Source organism: Streptomyces sp. RPA4-2 (genome assembly GCF_012273515.2).
Classification (GTDB): Bacteria; Actinomycetota; Actinomycetes; order Streptomycetales; family Streptomycetaceae; genus Streptomyces; species Streptomyces kaempferi.
Genome location: NZ_CP050975.2, coordinates 1,812,074 through 1,830,109, shown reverse-complemented (window position 1 = coordinate 1,830,109; position 18,036 = coordinate 1,812,074). Strand labels below are relative to the sequence as shown.

At 73.9% G+C, this 18,036-nt stretch carries 13 protein-coding genes; 7 read left to right on the top strand and 6 right to left on the bottom strand.

Going from position 1 to position 18,036, the window contains the following annotated elements:
* Window positions 1-84 precede the first annotated feature (84 nt).
* The 3 genes from HEP85_RS07625 to HEP85_RS07615 are packed head-to-tail and all read left to right on the top strand — an operon-like array spanning window position 85 to window position 3,481.
* Window positions 85-1,248: a glycosyltransferase family 1 protein gene (locus HEP85_RS07625; protein WP_168527116.1), complete on the top strand. Its 1,164-nt coding sequence runs from the start codon at window positions 85-87 to the stop codon at window positions 1,246-1,248.
* Entirely contained in the window at window positions 1,245-2,399 is a 1,155-nt protein-coding gene (locus HEP85_RS07620; RefSeq protein ID WP_168527115.1) for a glycosyltransferase, read from the top strand. Before HEP85_RS07625 ends, HEP85_RS07620 begins: the two co-directional genes overlap by 4 nt.
* Window positions 2,396-3,481, top strand: coding sequence for an SGNH/GDSL hydrolase family protein (locus HEP85_RS07615; protein ID WP_348772386.1), 1,086 nt, complete (start codon window positions 2,396-2,398; stop codon window positions 3,479-3,481). Before HEP85_RS07620 ends, HEP85_RS07615 begins: the two co-directional genes overlap by 4 nt.
* 25 nt (window positions 3,482-3,506) lie before the next feature.
* On the opposite strand, the gene HEP85_RS07610 is transcribed toward HEP85_RS07615, so the two are convergent.
* The 5 genes from HEP85_RS07610 to HEP85_RS07590 form a co-directional block, all read right to left on the bottom strand.
* Window positions 3,507-4,376 (bottom strand): biotin-dependent carboxyltransferase family protein, encoded by an 870-nt coding sequence (locus HEP85_RS07610; RefSeq protein ID WP_369657640.1) that lies wholly within the window; start codon window positions 4,374-4,376, stop codon window positions 3,507-3,509.
* Window positions 4,376-4,990 carry an allophanate hydrolase subunit 1 gene (locus HEP85_RS07605; RefSeq protein WP_365225006.1) on the bottom strand — a complete coding sequence of 205 codons (615 nt, stop codon included), beginning with the start codon at window positions 4,988-4,990 and terminating at the stop codon, window positions 4,376-4,378. The genes HEP85_RS07610 and HEP85_RS07605 overlap by 1 nt, the downstream gene beginning before the upstream one ends.
* Complete coding sequence (locus HEP85_RS07600; protein ID WP_168527114.1) at window positions 4,987-5,745, bottom strand: LamB/YcsF family protein; 759 nt, start codon at window positions 5,743-5,745, stop codon at window positions 4,987-4,989. The genes HEP85_RS07605 and HEP85_RS07600 overlap by 4 nt, the downstream gene beginning before the upstream one ends.
* A 29-nt stretch (window positions 5,746-5,774) precedes the next feature.
* Window positions 5,775-6,617 carry a putative hydro-lyase gene (locus HEP85_RS07595; protein ID WP_369657639.1) on the bottom strand — a complete coding sequence of 281 codons (843 nt, stop codon included), beginning with the start codon at window positions 6,615-6,617 and terminating at the stop codon, window positions 5,775-5,777.
* A 77-nt stretch (window positions 6,618-6,694) separates the two neighbouring features.
* A complete protein-coding gene (locus tag HEP85_RS07590; protein WP_168527113.1) occupies window positions 6,695-8,014 on the bottom strand; it encodes an MFS transporter in 1,320 nt (439 codons plus the stop codon).
* A gap of 203 nt (window positions 8,015-8,217) precedes the next feature.
* Between HEP85_RS07590 and HEP85_RS07585 the strand changes: the two genes are divergently transcribed.
* The 4 genes from HEP85_RS07585 (at window position 8,218) to HEP85_RS07570 (ending at window position 16,380) form a co-directional block, all read left to right on the top strand.
* Entirely contained in the window at window positions 8,218-8,922 is a 705-nt protein-coding gene (locus tag HEP85_RS07585; protein WP_168527112.1) for a GntR family transcriptional regulator, read from the top strand.
* A 115-nt stretch (window positions 8,923-9,037) separates the two neighbouring features.
* On the top strand, window positions 9,038-10,555 hold the full coding sequence (locus tag HEP85_RS07580; RefSeq protein ID WP_168527111.1) for a hypothetical protein: 1,518 nt from the start codon (window positions 9,038-9,040) through the stop codon (window positions 10,553-10,555).
* A 133-nt stretch (window positions 10,556-10,688) separates the two neighbouring features.
* Window positions 10,689-11,570 (top strand): hypothetical protein, encoded by an 882-nt coding sequence (locus tag HEP85_RS07575; RefSeq protein ID WP_369657638.1) that lies wholly within the window; start codon window positions 10,689-10,691, stop codon window positions 11,568-11,570.
* A gap of 58 nt (window positions 11,571-11,628) precedes the next feature.
* Window positions 11,629-16,380 (top strand): hypothetical protein, encoded by a 4,752-nt coding sequence (locus HEP85_RS07570; protein ID WP_369657637.1) that lies wholly within the window; start codon window positions 11,629-11,631, stop codon window positions 16,378-16,380.
* 99 nt (window positions 16,381-16,479) lie between these two features.
* Here the strand turns inward: HEP85_RS07570 and HEP85_RS07565 are convergent, their stop codons facing one another.
* A complete protein-coding gene (locus HEP85_RS07565) occupies window positions 16,480-18,030 on the bottom strand; it encodes a GMC family oxidoreductase (protein WP_168527110.1) in 1,551 nt (516 codons plus the stop codon).
* Window positions 18,031-18,036 lie beyond the last annotated feature (6 nt).

Sequence of the window (18,036 nt, the reverse complement as noted above, 5' to 3'; positions counted from 1 at the left end):
GTGCGAGACAACGCTCACGGGCCGTTCCCCGGCAGGAAAGATCCACGTTGACGCGACCACGTCCAGCACGGCGAGAACACCGGTATGCGTGTCGTCATCGTGACCGAATCCTTTCCCCCCGATGTGAACGGCGTGGCCCACTGCGCGCTCCAGACCGCCCGGCACCTCGTCGATCGCGGTCACGCTCCCCTTGTCGTCGCTCCGGCCACCTCCCCCAAGTTCGCGGCTTCGTTCGAAGAGGGTGGTGCCCCCGTCGGGGGCGGGCCCGACGCCCTCTCGCCGTGTCCCGTCGTCCGTGTCCCCTCCATTCCGCTCCCGGGCTATCCCCAGGTCCGCGTCGCCCTCCCCAGCCGACGCGTCGCCGCCGCCCTCGCCGAACACCGCGCGGACGTCGTCCACCTGGCCAGCCCCTTCATCCTCGGCGTGCGCGGCATGGCGGCCGCCGCCAAGCTCGGCATCCCCGCCGTGGCCGTCTACCAGACCGACCTGGCCGGATACGCCCGTACGTACATGGGTGCCGGCGAAGCCACCGCCTGGCGGCGGATCCGCTCCGTCCACACCGCCGCCGACCGGACGCTCGCGCCCTCCAGCGCGGCCCTGCACGACCTGGAGGCACACGGTGTGCCCCGGGTACGGCTGTGGCCGCGCGGTGTGGACACCGTCCGCTTCCGTCCCGACCTCCGGGACGAGGCGCTCCGGCGTGAACTGGCGCCGAACGGCGAGCTGATCGTCGGCTACGTCGGCCGGCTCGCCCCCGAGAAGCAGGTCGAACTGCTCGCCGGGGTCTGCGGCCTGGACGGCGTACGCGTCGTGATCGTGGGCGACGGGCCCAGCGAGACCTCGCTGCGCGAGGCGCTGCCCGGCGCCGTCTTCCTCGGGCGGCGCACCGGCGACGAACTCGCCCGGATCTTCGCCTCGCTGGACGTCTTCGCGCACACCGGCCCCTTCGAGACCTTCTGCCAGACCGTGCAGGAGGCCATGGCCAGCGGGGTCCCCGTCGTCGCGCCCGCCGCGGGCGGACCGCTGGACCTGGTGGCACACGGCCGTACGGGGCTGCTGGTGCCGCCCCGCGACGCGACCGCCGTACGCGACGCCGTGGCGGCCCTGGCGGCCGATCCGGCCCGCCGGGCCGACTACGGCGCCGCCGGGCGCGCCACCGTCGAGGGCCGCACCTGGGCGGCCGTGGGTGACCAGCTCATCGATCACTACGCCGACGTGCTCTCGGCACGGACGGTGGTGGCGGCATGAGTCTGCGCATCGTACGGCTGGCCAACTTCGTGGCCCCCTCCTCCGGAGGCCTGCGCACCGCCCTGCGGGAGCTCGGCGCCGGCTACCTGGCCGCCGGGCACGAGCCGGTGCTGGTCGTCCCCGGAGAGCGGGTCAGCGACACCGACACCGAGCAGGGACGGGTGATCACGGTGCCCGGTCCGCTGCTGCCCGGAACCGGCGGCTATCGCGTGCTCACGGACAAGCGGCGCGTCGCCCGCCTCCTGGAGTCGCTCGCCCCCGACCGCCTGGAGGTCTCCGACCGGACCACCCTGCGCTGGACCGGAGTGTGGGCGCGACGGGCCCGGGTGCCCGCGGTGATGGTCTCCCACGAGACCGCCGACGGCGTGCTGCGGACCTGGGGGCTCTCCGAGGCGATGGCCCGCAGGACCGCCGACGCCCTCAACATCCGTACGGCGCACTCCTACGCACGGGTCGTGTGCACGACGGAGTTCGCGGAGCGCGAGTTCGTCCGTATCGGCGCCCGTAACGTCGTACGGGCCCCGCTGGGCGTCGATCTGGCCGGCCGGCACCCCACGCTGCGGGATCCCGCGGTGCGCGACCGGTACGCGCGCGCCGACCAGGTCCTGCTGGTGATGTGCTCCCGGCTGTCCGTCGAGAAGCGGCCGGGCACGGCGCTCGACGCGCTGGAGGCACTGCTGCGGCGCGGCGAGCGGGCCGTGCTGGTCGTCGCGGGGGACGGACCGCTGCGGGCCCGGCTCGAACAGCGGGCCGCCGAACGGCGGCTGCCCGTCACGTTCCTCGGGCATGTCGCCGACCGTGCGCTGCTGGGCGCGCTGCAGGCCTCGGCGGACGTGTGTCTGGCGCCGGGCCCCGCCGAGACGTTCGGGCTCGCCGCCCTGGAGGCGATGGCCTGCGGTACCCCCGTGGTGGCCAGCGCGCTGTCCGCGCTGCCCGAGATCGTCGGGTCCGCCGGGGCCACCGCCGGGGACAGCGGTGACTCCTTCGCGGACGCGGTGCGGCTGCTCCTGGGGCGTACCGAGACCGAGCGCCGGGAAGCGGCACGCGCGCGTGCCGAGTGCTTCGGCTGGGACACCGCCGTGAAGGCCTTCCTCGCGGCGCACGACGCGACCGTCGAGGTGCGGCCCCGGCTCCAGGAGGGCGTCGGATGAGACCCCTTCGGTTCGTGGCTCTCGGGGACTCACTGACCGAGGGCGTGGGCGACCCCGTGGGAGAGGCCTGGCGGGGCTGGGCGGCGCTGCTCGCCGACGGGTTGTCCGGCGGGGTGCCGGAGGCGGTTCCCGAGGCGGTGCCCGAGGCGGTGCCGGTCGGGGCCGCCGCCGGGTTCGGCCGCGGGCCGGTTGGCGGGTTCGCCCACGGGGTGGTTGGCGGGTTCGCCCACGGGGCGGCCGGTGAGCCGTCGGGTGCGGTTGCCGACGGGGCGGCCGTCGAGTCGTCCGGTGGGCCGGCCGGTGGGTCCTCGGGACGGCCCGTCGGCGGACCGTCCGATCGGCCCGTGGCGTCCGTGGAGTTCACCAACCTCGCGGTGAGCGGCGCCCAGACGCGCGACGTCCTGGAACGGCAGACGCCGCAGGCGCTGGCCCTGCGCCCGGACGTGGTGTCCGTCGTGATCGGGGTGAACGACACTCTGCGGTGCACCTTCGACATCCACGCCGTGGCCGCCCGGCTCGACCAGGTGTACGCGGCCTTCCGGGACCAGGGCGCCGTGCTCCTGACCGCCTGTCTGCCGGATCCCGGTGCGATGCTCGGGCTGCCGGGGGCGCTCGCACGTCCGCTGGCCCGGCGCCAGCGGGCCGTCAACGCGGTCGTGCACGCGCTGTCCGAGCGCTACGGCGCGGTGCACGTGCACGCGGCGGAGGGCGCCTGGCTGACGGACCGCGCGTTGTGGAGCGCGGACCGGCTGCACCCGGGGGAGCGCGGGCACCGGCAGCTCGCCCTGCGCTTCCACATGTCCCTCGCACAGCGGGGCGTCGCCACCGGGCCCGCGCCGTCGGCCGAGCCCGAGTTCCCCGCGCCCACCCGTTCGGCGAGCCTGTGGTGGCTGGCCACCGCCGGGACGGGATGGGTGGCCCGGCGGTGCACCGACCTGTTGCCGCAACTGCTCACCCTGGCCGCCGCCGAGATCCGCCACCGGGCGCGCGGCACCAGCGCCCGGCTCGACCTCGGTGCCTCGCACGCCGTGGCGTCCGCGCTGGCCGCCCTGTCCGGGGGCGAACAGCCGGACGCCGCATGAGGAAGCGGGGCGGACCGCCGGCGCCTCAGCGTCGGCGTACGACCAGGAAACGGACCGGCGTGCCCGGGACCGCCTGAGCGGCCGCCGAGAGGTCGGCCGTACGGACCACCGCGATCACCGGGTAGCCCCCGGTGGTGGGATGGTCGGCGAGGAACACCACCGGTCTGCCGTCGGGCGGCACCTGCACGGAGCCCAGCACCATGCCCTCACTGGGGAGTTCGCCGGAAACGGCCCTCTCCAGTGGGGGCCCTTCCGTACGCAGCCCGATGCGGTTGCTCGCCGAGGACACCCGGTAGGCGGCCGTCGCCAGGGTGCGCAGGGCGGAGGCGGTGAACCAGTCGTCGCGCGGACCCGGCGTCACCCGCAGGACGAGCTCGGTGGGCGGACCCGGGTGCGGAACCACGTCCACGCGCGCGGGGACGTCGTCGGGGTGCCCCAGCGGCAGCACCGTACCGTCCGTGAGGGGCGGCGGACCCAGGCCCGAGAGGAGGTCGGTGGAGCGGCTGCCGAGGACCGGGTCCACGGCGATTCCGCCGGACACGGCCACATAGCTGCGCAGTCCCGCGCGAGCGGCGCCGACGTCGAGCAGCGCCCCGGCGGGGACACGTACCGGCGCACCCCAGGGAGCCGGGCGTCCGTCCACCGCGACCGGGCAGGGCGCGCCCGCGACCGCCACCGTGACCGCCGAACGCGGGCGCAGGCCGCAGCCGTTGAGGGTCGTCTCCAGGACGGCCGCCTCGACGGGGTTGCCGACGAGACGGTTGGCCAGCGCCGCCGCGGGCGCGTCCAGCGCGCCGGAGCGGGGGACACCGAGGTGCGCGTGGCCGGGGCGGCCCTGGTCCTGGACGGTGGTCAGGGCCCCGGCGCGCACGACGGACAGGGCCCGGTCGGTCATCAGCACCCCGCCGCTACGAACCGGACCCGGGTGCCCGGGGCGAGCAGCGCGGCCGGCACGCGCGCGTGGTCCCACAGCACCGCGTCCGTCGTGCCGATCAGCTGCCAGCCGCCCGGCGACGAGCGCGGGTACACGCCCGTGTACGGACCCGCGAGGGCCACGGAACCCGCCGGGACCGAGGTACGCGGAGTCGGCCGGCGCGGCACGTCGTACCGGGAGGGCAGTCCGGTGAGGTAGCCGAATCCGGGTGCGAACCCGCAGAAGGCGACCCGGAACTCGGCCGCCGCGTGGATCTCCGGCACCTCGTGTTCCGGCACCCCCCACCGCGCCGCCACGTCGGCCAGGTCGGGGCCGTCGTAGCGTACGGGGATCTCTACCGCGTCCTTCGCGCGCGCGGGCAGCGGCGGGATGTCCCAGGCGGGGAGCCGTGACGCCAGACGCACCGGGTCGTCCACGCCGTCCAGCAGGACCGTACGGGCCGCCGGGACGATCTCCCGGACGGACAGGGAACCGTCGGCGCGGCGGCGCAGCAGCTCGGCGTGCAGGGACTGGGCCGCCTCGCCGGAGGCGACCTCGACGAGCAGGGCACGTTCCCCGACCGGCAACACCCTCATACGAAGGCCTCCACGCGGACGCCCGAGGACTCCAGACGGGCGCGGACCCGGCGCGCCAGCTCCACCGCGCCCGGGGTGTCCCCGTGCAGGCACAGCGAGCGGGCGCGGACCGGGACGGGCTCCCCGGTGTGGGACGTCACCGTGCCGAACCGGGCCAGGCCCAGGGAGCGTTCGACGACCTCCTCGGCGTCCGTGATCACCGCGCCCTCCAGGGTGCGCGGCACGAGGGTTCCCTCCGCGGTGTAGGCGCGGTCCGCGAACGCCTCGGTGACCGTGGGCAGTCCGGCCCGCTCCGCCAGCTTCAGGAAGCGGGAGGACGGCAGACCGAGGACGGGCAGTGCGGCGTCCGCGAGCAGGACGCCGTCGACGACCGCTGCCGCCTGCTCCTCGTCGCGCACGACGCGGTTGTAGAGCGCCCCGTGCGGCTTCACGTACGCCACGCGCGCGCCCGCCGCACGCGCGAAGACCTCCAGGGCGCCGATCTGGTAGGCCACTTCGGCCGTCAGTTCGTCGGGCGGCACGTCCATCGCGCGCCGCCCGAAACCCGCCAGGTCGCGGTAGGAGACCTGGGCGCCGATCCGTACGCCCCGTTCGGCCGCCAGCTCGCACACCCGCCGCATGGTGACCGCGTCCCCGGCGTGGAATCCGCAGGCCACATTGGCGCTGGTGACGACGGACAGCAACTGCTCGTCGTCGGTCAGCCGCCAGCGGCCGAAACCCTCGCCGAGGTCGGCGTTGAGATCGATCGGGGTCATGAGGCGCAGTCTCTCCTTTCCGGGCCGCTTCAGGCCACGCGGTACTGCTCGTCACGGGCGTCGGTGAGGAACATCTGCCCGGGTGCGTGGGTGATCGCGAACGGTGGGCGGGACGCCATCACGGCCGCCTGGGGAGTCACTCCGCAGGCCCAGAAGACGGGGATGTCGTCCGGTTCGGTGTCCACCGCGTCACCGAAGTCGGGGTGCGCGAGACTGCGGATGCCCAGCCCCGAGGGTTCCCCGCAGTGCACGGGGCTGCCGTGCACCGCGGGCATGAGGCTGGTCTCCCGGATCGCCGCGGCCAGGTGTTCGGGCGGGACCGGACGCATCGACACCACCATGGGGCCGTGCAGCCGCCCGGCCGGCCGGCAGCGGCGCGCGGTCACGTACATGGAGACGTTGCGGCCCTGTTCGATGTGGCGCAGGGGGACGCCCGCCTCGGTGAGCGCCCACTCGAAGGTGAAACTGCACCCGATCAGGAACGAGACCAGGTCGTCGCGCCAGCGGCCGACGACGTCGGTGGGCTCGTCCACCAACTCGCCGTTCTCCCAGACCCGGTAGCGGGGCAGATCGGTGCGCAGGTCCGCGCCGTCGGCGAGCGGGGTGGTCCAGGAGCCGGCGTCGGTGACGTCGAGGACCGGACAGGGTCCTGGGTTGCGCTGGCAGAACAGCAGCATGTCGTACGCCCAGTCGGCGGGCACCGAGATCAGGTTGGCCTGGGTGTGCCCCGCGGCGATCCCGGCCGTCGGGCCCGACACGCCCGAACGGAACCAGGCCCGTGCCTTTTTGGGGGTCCACGCGCGTGCGTGCTCGCCGAGCGGGTGCAACGGGCGCTCCTTGGAGGGGCGTTGTGCGGAGGCCGTGGGAGTCACGGGAGGTGCCGATCCTGTGGCAGCCGCGGAGGCCGAGGCGGACAGGGGGGCCGGGGAGGGCGGGGAAGCCACGGACGTCACAGGAGTTCCTTTCCACGGGTCTCGGGGAGGCCGATCAGCGCCAGGGCGGCGAGTGCGTAGCCGATCGCGCCGAAGACCAGGGCGCCGCCCACGCCCCAGCTGTCGGCCAGGAAGCCGACCAGGGTGGGGAAGACGGCGCCCACGGCGCGCCCGGTGTTGTACGTGAAGCCCTGCCCGGTGCCGCGCACCGCCGAGGGATACAGCTCGCTGAGGAACGAGCCGAAGCCGCTGAAGATCGCCGACATGCAGAAGCCGAGCGGGAAACCGAGCACGAGGAGAAGCGTGTTGGCGCCGCTCGGGAGGTTGGCGTAGATGAGGACGCAGACCGCGGAGAGGATCGCGAAGAGCAGGATGTTCCGCTTGCGGCCCAGCCTGTCGGTGAGGTACCCGCCGGTGAGGTAGCCGATGAAGGCCCCGGAGATCAGGAACGTGAGGTAGCTGCCGGTGCCGACCACGGACAGGCCCCGCTCCGTCTTCAGGTACGTGGGTACCCAGGTGGCCAGCGTGTAGTAGCCGCCCTGGACTCCGGTGGAGAGCAGTACCGCGAAGAACGTGGTGCGCAGCAGACCGGGGTTTTCGGCCGTGGCCGGCTTGAAGATCGCTGTGAACGAGCCCTTGTCCGCGCTCCTCTCGCGCTCGGCGGCCGCCTCGGGGGCGTCCTGCACCCGGCGGCGCACCCAGATGACCAGCAGCGCGGGCAGCGCGCCGGTCCAGAACATCACGCGCCACGCGAGGTCGTCGCCGAGGAACTGGAAGACGAGGGTGTACACGAGCACCGCCAGTCCCCAGCCGACGGCCCAGGAGCTCTGGATCGCGCCGAGTGTGCGACCGCGGTGCTTCGGGCTCGCGTACTCGGCGACCAGGATCGCGCCGACCGCCCACTCGCCGCCGAACCCGAGGCCCTGAAGGGCGCGGAAGACCAGCAGCGTCTCGTAGTTGGGCGCGAATCCGCAGGCCACGGTGAACACCGCGTACGTGATCACGGTGATCATGAGTGCCTTGACGCGCCCGATCCGGTCCGCGACCACGCCGGCGATCGCTCCGCCGACCGCCGAGACGACCAGGGTGACGGTGGTGAACAGACCGGTCTGGCCGCTGTCCAGACCGAAGTACGCCGCCAGGGTGACCATGCTCAGCGGCAGGGTGAAGTAGTCGTACGAGTCGAGGGCGTAGCCGCCGAACGCGCCGGCGAAGGCCCGGCGGCCCCGTGGACCGAGGGCGCGCAGCCAGGCGAACGCGCCTTCCTGGGAGCCGGGTTCACCCGCGCCCCGATGGGGGTCGGTGGTCAGGGCCTGTGGGGGAGGGGTCGTGCTCATGGGCACCTCGCAGTGAGGGACGAAGGGTGCGTGTGGACTGAGCCGTGCCGTGCCGTGCCGTGCCGTGCGGAAGGGACGGGCGCCGCGTTCGAGCGGGCGGTGGGGACTGTGCGGCGCCGCCTGACCGCCAAGGTAGAGGATCGTTGAACGATCCTTCAATACCCGTGTTGTTTCGTTCCTGTATCTACGATTGAATTCCGGGTATGGCAGAGCTGACCGGACTGGCCGACGACCGCGCCCTGCTGGGCCGCACCAGCACCGCCGAGCGGGTGGCGGACATCCTCAGGAGCCGGGTCGCCGAGGGGTACTTCCTGCCCGGGACGCGGCTGTCCGAGGACAGCATCGGCGGGGCGCTCGGTGTGTCACGCAACACACTGCGCGAGGCGTTCCGGCTGCTCACGCACGAACGCCTGCTCGTCCACGAGCTCAACCGCGGGGTCTTCGTACGGGTACTGACGGTCGAGGACGTCGAGGACATCTACCGCACCCGCACCCTCGTCGAGTGCGCCGTGGTCCGAGGGCTCGGCGAGCCGCCGTACGCTCTCGACGACCTCGCCCACGCCGTCGGGGAGGGGCAGCGGGCGGCCCGCGAAGGCGACTGGAAAGCCGTGGGTACGGCCAACATCCACTTCCACCGGGAGCTCGTCGCACTCGCCGGGAGCTCCCGCACCGACGAGGTGATGCGCAGTGTCTTCGCCGAACTGCGGCTGGCCTTCCATGTGGTGGACGACCCGCGGCGGCTGCACGAGCCGTACCTCACCCGGAACCGTGAGATCCTCGAGACGCTCCGGGCGGGCGACCGCGACGGGGCCGAGCACCTGCTCTCGGTCTATCTCGGCGACTCGCTCGAAAGGGTTGTGGAGGTCTACGCGCGACGGGTGGCGGACGGCGCGCAGGGCATCGGCTGAGGCGCGGGCGGGCCGTCGGCGCACGGCGGGCGGGAGCGCACCGCGAACCCGGTGACGGGCGGTCGCTTCTGCGCCGTTTCGACCGTTGTCGGACCGAGGACCTAGTCTGTGCACCGTGACTTCGCCTGTACCGACGGACCGTGTTCCGCCCCAGCTCAGCGCGGCGCCGCGCCTTGCTCCGGGCCCGGCCGCCGACGAGGGCCTGGCGCGGCGGCTGCGCGCGCTCGCCTGCACCGCGCCGCTGCACGACCTGGACGTGCGCAAGGCGAATCTCGCGGGCGAGTACACGGTCTACGGCATGGCCGAGGTGGCCCTCGCCGTCATCGACCTCGTCACCCTGAACATGGACTTCGACACCGGAGCCGACCACGACCAGATAGTGGCCCGGCTCCTCCCGCGCATCGCCGCGCAGGCACCCCGGCGCCCCGTCGCCGAGCACGAGCGGGTGGCCCGCTGGGTCCTGGAGAACCTGATCAACGTCGGCAGCGTCGACCGCGGCTTCCGGGCCGTGTACGGCACGTTCGCGCCCGACGGCTCCTATGTGCGCCGCGACTACGACTTCAAGCTGATCGAAGAGGTCCCCGGCTACGGGGGCACCGTCTACCTCCGTACGACGGACGAGGCGGTCAACGTCCTCGTCGGCGCCCTCGACACCGACGTCACCAGCGCGCAGATTGCCGCCGAGGTCAAGCTGGAGGTGCTGATCAGCCGTGGCCGGCTCGCGGACGCCCAGCTCGCCGCCGAGCAGGCCCGCTACCGGACCGTGCAGTACGCGGAGACGCTCCGCAGGGCGCTCGACGCCACCCGGCGCAATGTGCGGGCCGTCGACTGGCTCCAGGCCGTGCCCGACATGATCGCCGAGGCCCTCGACCACGTCGCGGACCGCTATCGCCACGAGAATGCGATCCTCACCAACATCCGCAAGGCCCGCGACGAGTCCGAGGACCCCGAGCAGAAGCGCCGCGCCGCCGAGCTCGTCGACATCGTCAAGGACTGCATCCGCCGGCACACACAGCTGCAGTCCAGGCTCCTGGAGGCCGGCCCGCTGTTCCGCGCCGAGCAGGACCGACAGGCCTTCGCCACCCCCATGACGACCGCCGGCATCGACCTCTACGGCCATCTCGTCGCCCCCCTGCTGCCGCTGCCCGTCGAGCAGGCGCGGCGCGTGACCGACGCCTTCTTCGCACGCGGAACCGGTCTGCGCACCCCCGTGTCCGTCCGCGTCACGGATCTCGTCGACCTCCTGCTGACCCCGCCCGTGGAGCGGGAGCACCTCGGCGCCGAGATGCCCGAGCCGGACCTGATCGCCACCCCGGACGACAGCCGCTTCAGCGACGAGCAGCTCGCGAGCGCCATGGAGCTGCTCGACCTGCCCGCCGACGCGCCTCGGCGGCTCTCCGGACTGCTGGCGGAGGCACGCGACCGCGATTGCGAACTGCCCTATCTCGTAGCGCTGTTGGCCATCCACGCGGCCAGCCCGCCGGTCGGTACCGCCTACCGGCAGGGCGAGGAGAAGCTGCTCTTCGCCGTGGACGACGGCACCGAACTGGACGATCCGGAGTTCGGCGGCGCCGATCTCATCGTCGGGATGGCCCTGCTGGACGCGGCGGGGATGGCGGCGGACCGGAAGTGAACGCCTCGTCGCACGCACCGGGGAGCCGCGAGCCGTCCACGGCCCGCCGGTCGGCCCTGGTAAGCCACGCGGCCCGCCGCACCCCGCACCGGGGCGCCCCCGCCCCCGTACCTCTGAACAAGGAGCCCCTTCCGTGACCGAGCAGCACGTCGAGTGGAGCGAGCCGGACGTCGTCGCCGCGCCGGCGAGCGCCCCCGTCACGCCCGCCGACGCCGCCGACGCGGCGCGGCTCGTCGCCTTCGGACTGCAGCCCAAACTGCAGCCCGCGCGCGACCAGGAGTACGCGGAGCTGCTGCGGCGCTACCGCGAGGACCCGCCCTTCGCGCGCCTCACCGACGCCGTGGCCGCCGGGCTCGGACTGGTCGTCCTGGAGGTGTCCGCACGCGCCGGGATGGCGGTCACGGCCGCCGAGGACTCCGTCTTCGCCGTCCGCATGGGCGACTACGCGCGCCGTACCTCCGCCGACTCCGTGGACCGCTTCCTGCACGGCCTCGCCCACCTCGCCGTGGCCGCCCTGGCCTTCCCACGGCCGGAGGACCTGGCCGACGACGGATACATCGGACGCGTCTCGGTCAACGGCGTCGACGCGTTCGTACGCCAGGCCTGCCGCCGTCTGGAGGAGCGGGCCGAGGAGCTGGGCGAGAACACCGATCCGGCGACCGAGGCCCCGGGGCTGGAGGCGGCCTGGCGGACCTGGGCCCGGCGCAGCTCCACCGGCGCCACCAAGGACGCGCGAAGACTCGCCGGCTCGACCACCGGCATCGTCGGCAAGGCCGTCGTGTTCCTCACCGACTCCGGCTTCCTGCAGCGCACGGGCGACGACGCGGGCGGCACGTACCGGACGACGGCCCGCTACCAGCTCCAGGTCCGGGACATGGCGGGCAGCGCCGCGATGGCCGAGCTACTGGAACTGGGCGTCGTCCCGGTGACCGACGGCTCCGCGAGTCTGCTGCCCGCCGAGGACGGCGACGATCTGGAGCCGGTGGCCGGCGCCGGCCTGCCGTTCCACTCCTGACCCCGCATCCGAAGAACCTCCTCACGTATCCGAAGTCTGACGACGAGAGTCCGCCGCCATGTACGAGCTGTCCCGGGTCCGCCTCTACTCCATCGGGCCGGCCGGTGCGCGCTACGCCGACACCGTGCTGGACCTGCGGGGTGTCGGTGAGCCCGTGCCCGACCCCGCGCCCATCCAGGCGGAGTTCTTCGCGGACGAGCCCGTCGGGCCGCCGCGCCGGCCCGCGCCCGCGGGCGTGCTCTTCCTGGAGAACGGCGGCGGCAAGTCCGTACTGCTCAAGCTGATCTTCTCGGTGATGCTGCCGGGGCACCGCAACACACTGGGCGGCGCCAGCTCCGGTGTGCTGCGCAAGTTCCTGCTCGCCGACGACTGCGGCCATGTCGCGCTGGAGTGGCAGCACACCCTGACCGGCGAGTGCGTCGTGGTCGGCAAGGCCAGTGAGTGGCGTGGACGGCAGGTCTCGAACGACCCGCGGAAGTTCGCGGAGGCCTGGTACTCCTTCCGCCCCGGACCGGGCCTGAGCCTGGACAGCCTGCCCGTCGCCGAGGCCACGACCGTCCGCCCGGCCGTCGAGGGGGCGTCCGGCGCGCAGGGACGGCGCCGCACCATGAAGGGCTTCCGGGACGCCATCACCGAGGCGGGCAAGGCCTACCCGCACCTGGAGGTGCACTGGGAGGAGATCCACGACCGCTGGAACGAGCACCTCGGCGACCTCGGCCTCGACCCCGAACTCTTCCGCTACCAGCGGGAGATGAACGCCGACGAAGGCGAGGCCGCCGGTCTCTTCGCCGTCAAGAAGGACTCCGACTTCACCGACCTGCTGCTGCGCGCGGTCACCGACACCCGCGACACGGACGGCCTCGCCGACCTGGTCGGCGGCTTCGGCAACAAGCTGGGCCGGCGCTCCGAGCTGATCGCGGAGCGGGACTTCACGGCCGGCTCCGCGGACCTGCTCGGACGCATCGTCGAGGCCGCCGACGCCCGCTCCCGCGCCCGTGACATCCACGCGGCCGCCGAGCGGCGCACCCGGACACTGGCCCGGCGCCTGTCCGCACGGGCCGTGCGGGAGCGGGTGCGCGCCGGAGAGCTCGCGCAGCGCGTCACCGCCGCCGCGTACGCCGTCACCCATGCCGAGGGCGCCCGGGAGCGCAGTGCGCTGATCGCCGCGGAACTCGCCTACCGGCACGCCTCGTTGGCGCTCGCCGGGGCCGAGAAGTCGGCGGCCGCGCAGAAGCGCGAGCTCGCCGACGCGCGCACGCTGCACGCCTCCTGGCAGGCCGCCGAGCTCGTCCTGCGCCACCGGGCCGCCGCCGACCGCTCCGCGCGCGTGGCCGCCGCGATCCTCGAGGCCGAGAGGGACGCCGCACCCGCGCTCGCCGCCCGCGCCCGGGCCGCCGTCGACCTCGTCCGCGCCCTGCACCGCGCCGCCGAGGGCGCCGAGGCACTCGCCAACGAGGAGGAGGAGCGCTCCGCCGGACTGCAGGACGTCGGCGAGACCGCGTACGCCGACTCCACCGCCGCGGCCACCGCCGCCCAGCGTGCCCGCAGCGAGATCGGACACCTGCGCCAGCGGCTCAGCGAGGTCGAACAGGAGACCGCCGAGGCGGTCCGCGCGGGCTGGCTCGACGACACCGCCCCCGACGCCGACCCGGCCCGCGCCGCGCTCGCCGCCAGTGACGCCGAGAAGACCGCCGTCGCGGCCTGGGACACCGCCCGTGAGGCCTCACGACGGGCCACGGAGCACGCAAGGGAGGCGGCGTCCACCGAGTCCCGCGCCGAGCTGACGGCCGCCCGCGCGTCGGACGCGGCGGCGGCGGCCGACCGGGCGTACGACGGGGAGCGCCACACCGCGGAGGGGCTGGCGGGCGAGGAGCGGCTCGCCGAACTGCTCAGCCTGCCGAGCGCCGGGGCCAGGGCGCGCGGCGGGGTGCCACTGCCCCGGGCGGGCGCGGACACCACCGGCGTGACGGCCGGCCGCCTCGGCCGGCAGGCGGGCGCGGGCGACGACACGGTCGGGCGCACCGGGAACTCCGTGTCCGGCGGCCACGGCGGAGCCGGCGGCGACACCTCCGCCGACCTCTGGACCGCGGCCGAAGGCGCCCTCACCCCCGAGGAGCTGGACCAGTACGCCGACGAGCTGCGCACGCTCCTCGACGACGGTGTCTCCTCCGCCGAACGCCAGCTGTTCGAGCTGCGGACCGCCGCGGCCGACGACGCACGCATCCTCGGCGCCCTCGGCGACGGCGGGCTGCTGCCGCCCGGCCCGGACGTGCTGGCCACCGTCGAGTACCTCGGCGAGCACGGCATCCCGGCGCTGCCCGGCTGGCGCTATCTCGCCCAGGCCGTCGACCCGGTCGACCACGCGCGGGTACTGGCCGCCCGCCCGGAGCTCGTCGACGGCGTGATCATCACCGACCCGGACACACACGCACGGGCCCGCGAGGCACTCGCCGAGGCGGCGCTGCTGCCCCGCTCCGCCGTCGCCGTCGGCACCGCCGCCGCGCTGCTCGCCCCGACCCCCGCCACCGACGAGGGAGACAGCGGGGTGTTCCTCGTCCCCCCGAACCCGGCCATGCACGACGAGCACGCCGCCGACGAGGAACGGCAGACGCTGCGCGCCCGCGCCACCGGCCGGGACGAGGAGATCCGCGCCCTGGCCGGCCGGCTCGCCAAGGACCGGGAACTGGCGGCGCGGCTCGCGTCCTGGCGCACCGGATGTCCGTCCGGCCGGCTCGTCGAGCTGGCCGGGGCCGCCCAGGAAGCCCGCGCCTTCGCCGAGGAGGCCGAGGCCGAACTCGCCGAGGCGCGCACGGTACGGGCCGAGGCCGACGAGACCGCCGCCGAGGCGGCCCTCGTACGCGACGAACGCCAGGACACCGCCCAGCGTGCCCGGCGCGCCGCCGACGCGCTCGCCGGCCTCGCCTTCCGGCTGCGCGAACGCGCCGGCTGGCAGGTGAAACTGCGCGAACTCGCCGACGAGGCGACGGAGTCGGAGGCCCGCGCCCAGACCTGCCTGGAGCGCGCCCGAGCCGCCGACGAGGACCGCCGCGCCACCCAGCGTGCCGCCGACGACGCCCGCCGCACGGCCCGCGCACTGCGCGCCGAGCGCGCGGAGATCGCCGGCGCCCCCGACGACGTACCGCAGGACGCGCCGGACACCGCGAAGGCGTCGCTGCCCGCCCTGCGCGAGGCCTACCGAGCCGCCTCGCAGCTGTACGAGAAGGTCGGCGTCGGCGCCGATCTGCGGGCCGAGCAGGCGCGGGCCGAGAGCGACGAGAGCGCGGCGCTGGCCGAGCTGGACCGGCTCAGCAACAAGGTGCGCACCCGCGCCGCGCAGCTGCTGGAGTCCCCGGACGGGTCCGACGGGCCGTCCCGGCAGGCCGCCGTCGCCCGTGCCGAGGAACTCGTACAGCTCCTGGAGACCCGGATGTCGACCGCGAGCGAGCAGCTCGGGCGGCTGCGGGGCGAGGCCGAGCGGCACGCCCCGGAGGACGGCGGGGTCCACACGGAACTGTCGGAGGAACTGGTCCCGCGCGACGCCGAGCACGCCCAGACCCTGCTGCGCACGGCCACCGGTGAACTCGCCTCCCGTGCCGAGGCGTTGAACCGGACCCGGGCGGCGCACACCGAACTGCTCGACGCCCACCGCACCGCCGAGGACGCGGCAGGCGGCTTCGACGAGACGGCGGCCCTCCTGCGGGACCTGCTGCGCGAGCACTCCGACGAGGAGCAGGAGGAGCAGGAGCCCTACCCCGGCAGCCTCGAAGAGGCACGGCACGCCGCCGCCGAGACCCGCCGCTCCCTGCGCGGCTGCTCCGCCGACCTCTCCGCCGCCGAGGGCGCCGTCCGCGAGGCCGGCGACATCCTCGTACGCCACGCCAACTCCACGCGCTACGAGCAGGTGCGCACCCCGGCCCGCCAGCAGATCCGCGAGCTGCCCGCGTCCGCGCTGCCCGAGCACGCCCAGAAGTGGGCGGACGCCTTCGCGCCCCGACTGCGGGTCCTCACCGACGAGTTGGAGCAGCTGGAGCGCAACCGGGACTCGATCGTCGACAGGCTGCGCGGGCTCGTGGAGTCCTCCCTCGCCACACTGCGCTCCGCCCAGCGGCTGTCCCGGCTGCCCGAGGGGCTCGGCGAGTGGTCAGGACAGGAATTCCTGCGGATCCGTTTCGAGGAGCCCGACCAGGCCACGCTGACCGAACGGCTCGGTGAGGTCGTCGACGAGGCCACCCGCGCGGCGGTCAAGAAGAACTCCGACATGCGCCGCGACGGCATGTCGCTGCTGCTCAGGGGCGTCGGCGCCGCACTCCGGCCCAAGGGTGTCGCGGTCGAGATCCTGAAGCCGGACGCCGTGCTGCGAGCCGAGCGTGTTCCCGTAGGACAGATGGGTGACGTGTTCTCCGGCGGGCAGCTGCTGACCGCCGCCATCGCGCTCTACTGCACGATGGCCGCGCTGCGCAGCAACGACCGGGGCCGCGACAAGCACCGGCACGCCGGCACGCTCTTCCTCGACAACCCGATCGGCCGCGCCAACGCGACGTACCTGCTGGAGCTGCAGAGGGCCGTCTCGGACGCGCTCGGCGTCCAACTCCTGTACACCACGGGCCTGTTCGACACGACCGCGCTCGCGGAGTTCCCCCTCGTCATCCGGCTGCGCAACGACGCCGACCTGCGCGCCGGGCTGAAGTACATCAGCGTCGAGGAACATCTCCGACCAGGACTGCCGCGCGAGGCTCCCGCCGGGGAGGCCGTGCACACGGAGATCACGGCGACACGGATGTTCAAGCGCCCGGCGCCGACCGCCCCGTAGGACGGACGGCCCTGGGGAGCCGCGTGCTGCTCGGGGCCGGCCGTGCCCACCCGGCGGGGCCGCATGCCGTCACGGCCCCGCGCGCCTTATGGAGTGCTCCTACACGTCCTCCTTCACCAGGTCCGCGCACTTCTCGCCGATCATCATCGTCGTGACGCAGGGATTGACGGAGATGAGATCCGGCATCACCGAGCCGTCCGCGACCCGCAGACCCTCGACGCCCTTGACCCGCAGCCGCGCGTCGAGCGGGGCCGAGGTGTCGTCGTCCGCGCCCATCTTCACGGTGCAGGACGGGTGGTAGACGGTGTTGTGGGTCTTGTGGATGTAGTCGAGCAGTTCGTCGTCCGTCCGGACGTCCGGGCCGGGAGCCAGTTCGGCCCCCGCCCAGCCGCTCAGCGCGGGCTGCGCCACGATCTCCCGGGCCAGCTTCAGCCCGTACGTCATCACGCGCACGTCGTGCTCGTGGGTGAAGTAGCGCGGATCGACCCTCGGCTTGTCCCGGTAGTCGCGGGTGCGCAGCCGCACGGTGCCGCGTGACTTCGCGCGGGTGACGTTCGGGGTGAGGCAGAAGGCGTTCTCGGTCGTGGGGAAGCCGTGTCGCGCGGTGTTCATGTCGAACGGCACCGAGCCGTAGTGGTACATCAGGTCCGGCCGGTCCAGGCCCGGTTCGGTGTCGTAGAAGATGCCGGCCTCCCACCACTGGCTGGACGTGGTGGTCATCGGCTGCCGGGCCTCCCACATGATGACGCCCTCGGGATGGTCCTGGAGGTTCTCGCCGACACCCGCCGAGTCCACCACGACGTCGACGCCGACCTCGCGCAGGTGCGCCGCGGGCCCGATGCCCGACAGCATCAGCAGCTTGGGTGTGTCGATGGACCCGCAGGACACGATCACCTCGCGGCGGGCGCGTACCGTCCGCGTGTGGATCAGGTCCGGGTCGAGGTACTCGGCGCCCACGCACCGCCGCCCCTCGAGGACGAGCTTCTTGGCGCGCACCCCCGTCCGTACCGAGAGGTTCGGCCGCTTGCCCATGACCGGGTGCAGATACGCGACCGACGAGGACTGGCGGACGTTGTTCTCGTCGGAGTTGATCTGGAACCAGTTGGCGCCGCGGACCACGGTCGTGCCGGTGTTGAAGGCCGTGGTCGCGATGCCCGCCTGCGCGCACGCCTCGAGGAGTGCGGTGCCGCAGGGGTCCTCGCCCTTGAGCGTGCGCAGTTTCACCGGGCCGGTGCGGCCGTGGTGGTCGCCGGGAGCGTCGTTGGACTCCAGCCGCCGGTAGAGCGGGAAGAGTTCGGCCGCACTCCACCCCGTACAGCCCGCCGCGGCCCAGTCGTCCAGGTCCTCGGCGGGGGCCCAGAACGCGATGCAGGAGTTGTGCGAGGAGCAGCCCCCGAGCACCTTGGCGCGGGCGTGCCGCATGAAGCTGTTGCCGCTGGCCTGCGGCTCGACCGGGTAGTCCCAGTCGTAGCCGGACTCCAGCAGTCCCATCCAGCGTTCCAGTTTCAGGACGTTCTCGTCGCCGACGTCGCTGGGGCCCGCCTCCAGCACGCACACGGTGACGGAGGGATCCTCGGAGAGCCGGGCCGCCACCACGTTGCCCGCCGTACCGCCGCCGACCACTACATAGTCGAACTCATCGCCATTCATGGAGAG

Bases quoted from the DNA above. Each gene is read 5' to 3' on its own strand.
- HEP85_RS07625 (WP_168527116.1), top strand. From the start codon at position 85: ATGCGTGTCGTCATCGTGACCGAATCCTTTCCCCCCGATGTGAACGGC.
- HEP85_RS07620 (WP_168527115.1), top strand. From the start codon at position 1,245: ATGAGTCTGCGCATCGTACGGCTGGCCAACTTCGTGGCCCCCTCCTCC.
- HEP85_RS07615 (WP_348772386.1), top strand. From the start codon at position 2,396: ATGAGACCCCTTCGGTTCGTGGCTCTCGGGGACTCACTGACCGAGGGC.
- HEP85_RS07610 (WP_369657640.1), bottom strand. From the start codon at position 4,376: ATGACCGACCGGGCCCTGTCCGTCGTGCGCGCCGGGGCCCTGACCACC.
- HEP85_RS07605 (WP_365225006.1), bottom strand. From the start codon at position 4,990: ATGAGGGTGTTGCCGGTCGGGGAACGTGCCCTGCTCGTCGAGGTCGCC.
- HEP85_RS07600 (WP_168527114.1), bottom strand. From the start codon at position 5,745: ATGACCCCGATCGATCTCAACGCCGACCTCGGCGAGGGTTTCGGCCGC.
- HEP85_RS07590 (WP_168527113.1), bottom strand. From the start codon at position 8,014: ATGAGCACGACCCCTCCCCCACAGGCCCTGACCACCGACCCCCATCGG.
- HEP85_RS07585 (WP_168527112.1), top strand. From the start codon at position 8,218: ATGGCAGAGCTGACCGGACTGGCCGACGACCGCGCCCTGCTGGGCCGC.
- HEP85_RS07570 (WP_369657637.1), top strand. From the start codon at position 11,629: ATGTACGAGCTGTCCCGGGTCCGCCTCTACTCCATCGGGCCGGCCGGT.
- HEP85_RS07565 (WP_168527110.1), bottom strand. From the start codon at position 18,030: ATGAATGGCGATGAGTTCGACTATGTAGTGGTCGGCGGCGGTACGGCG.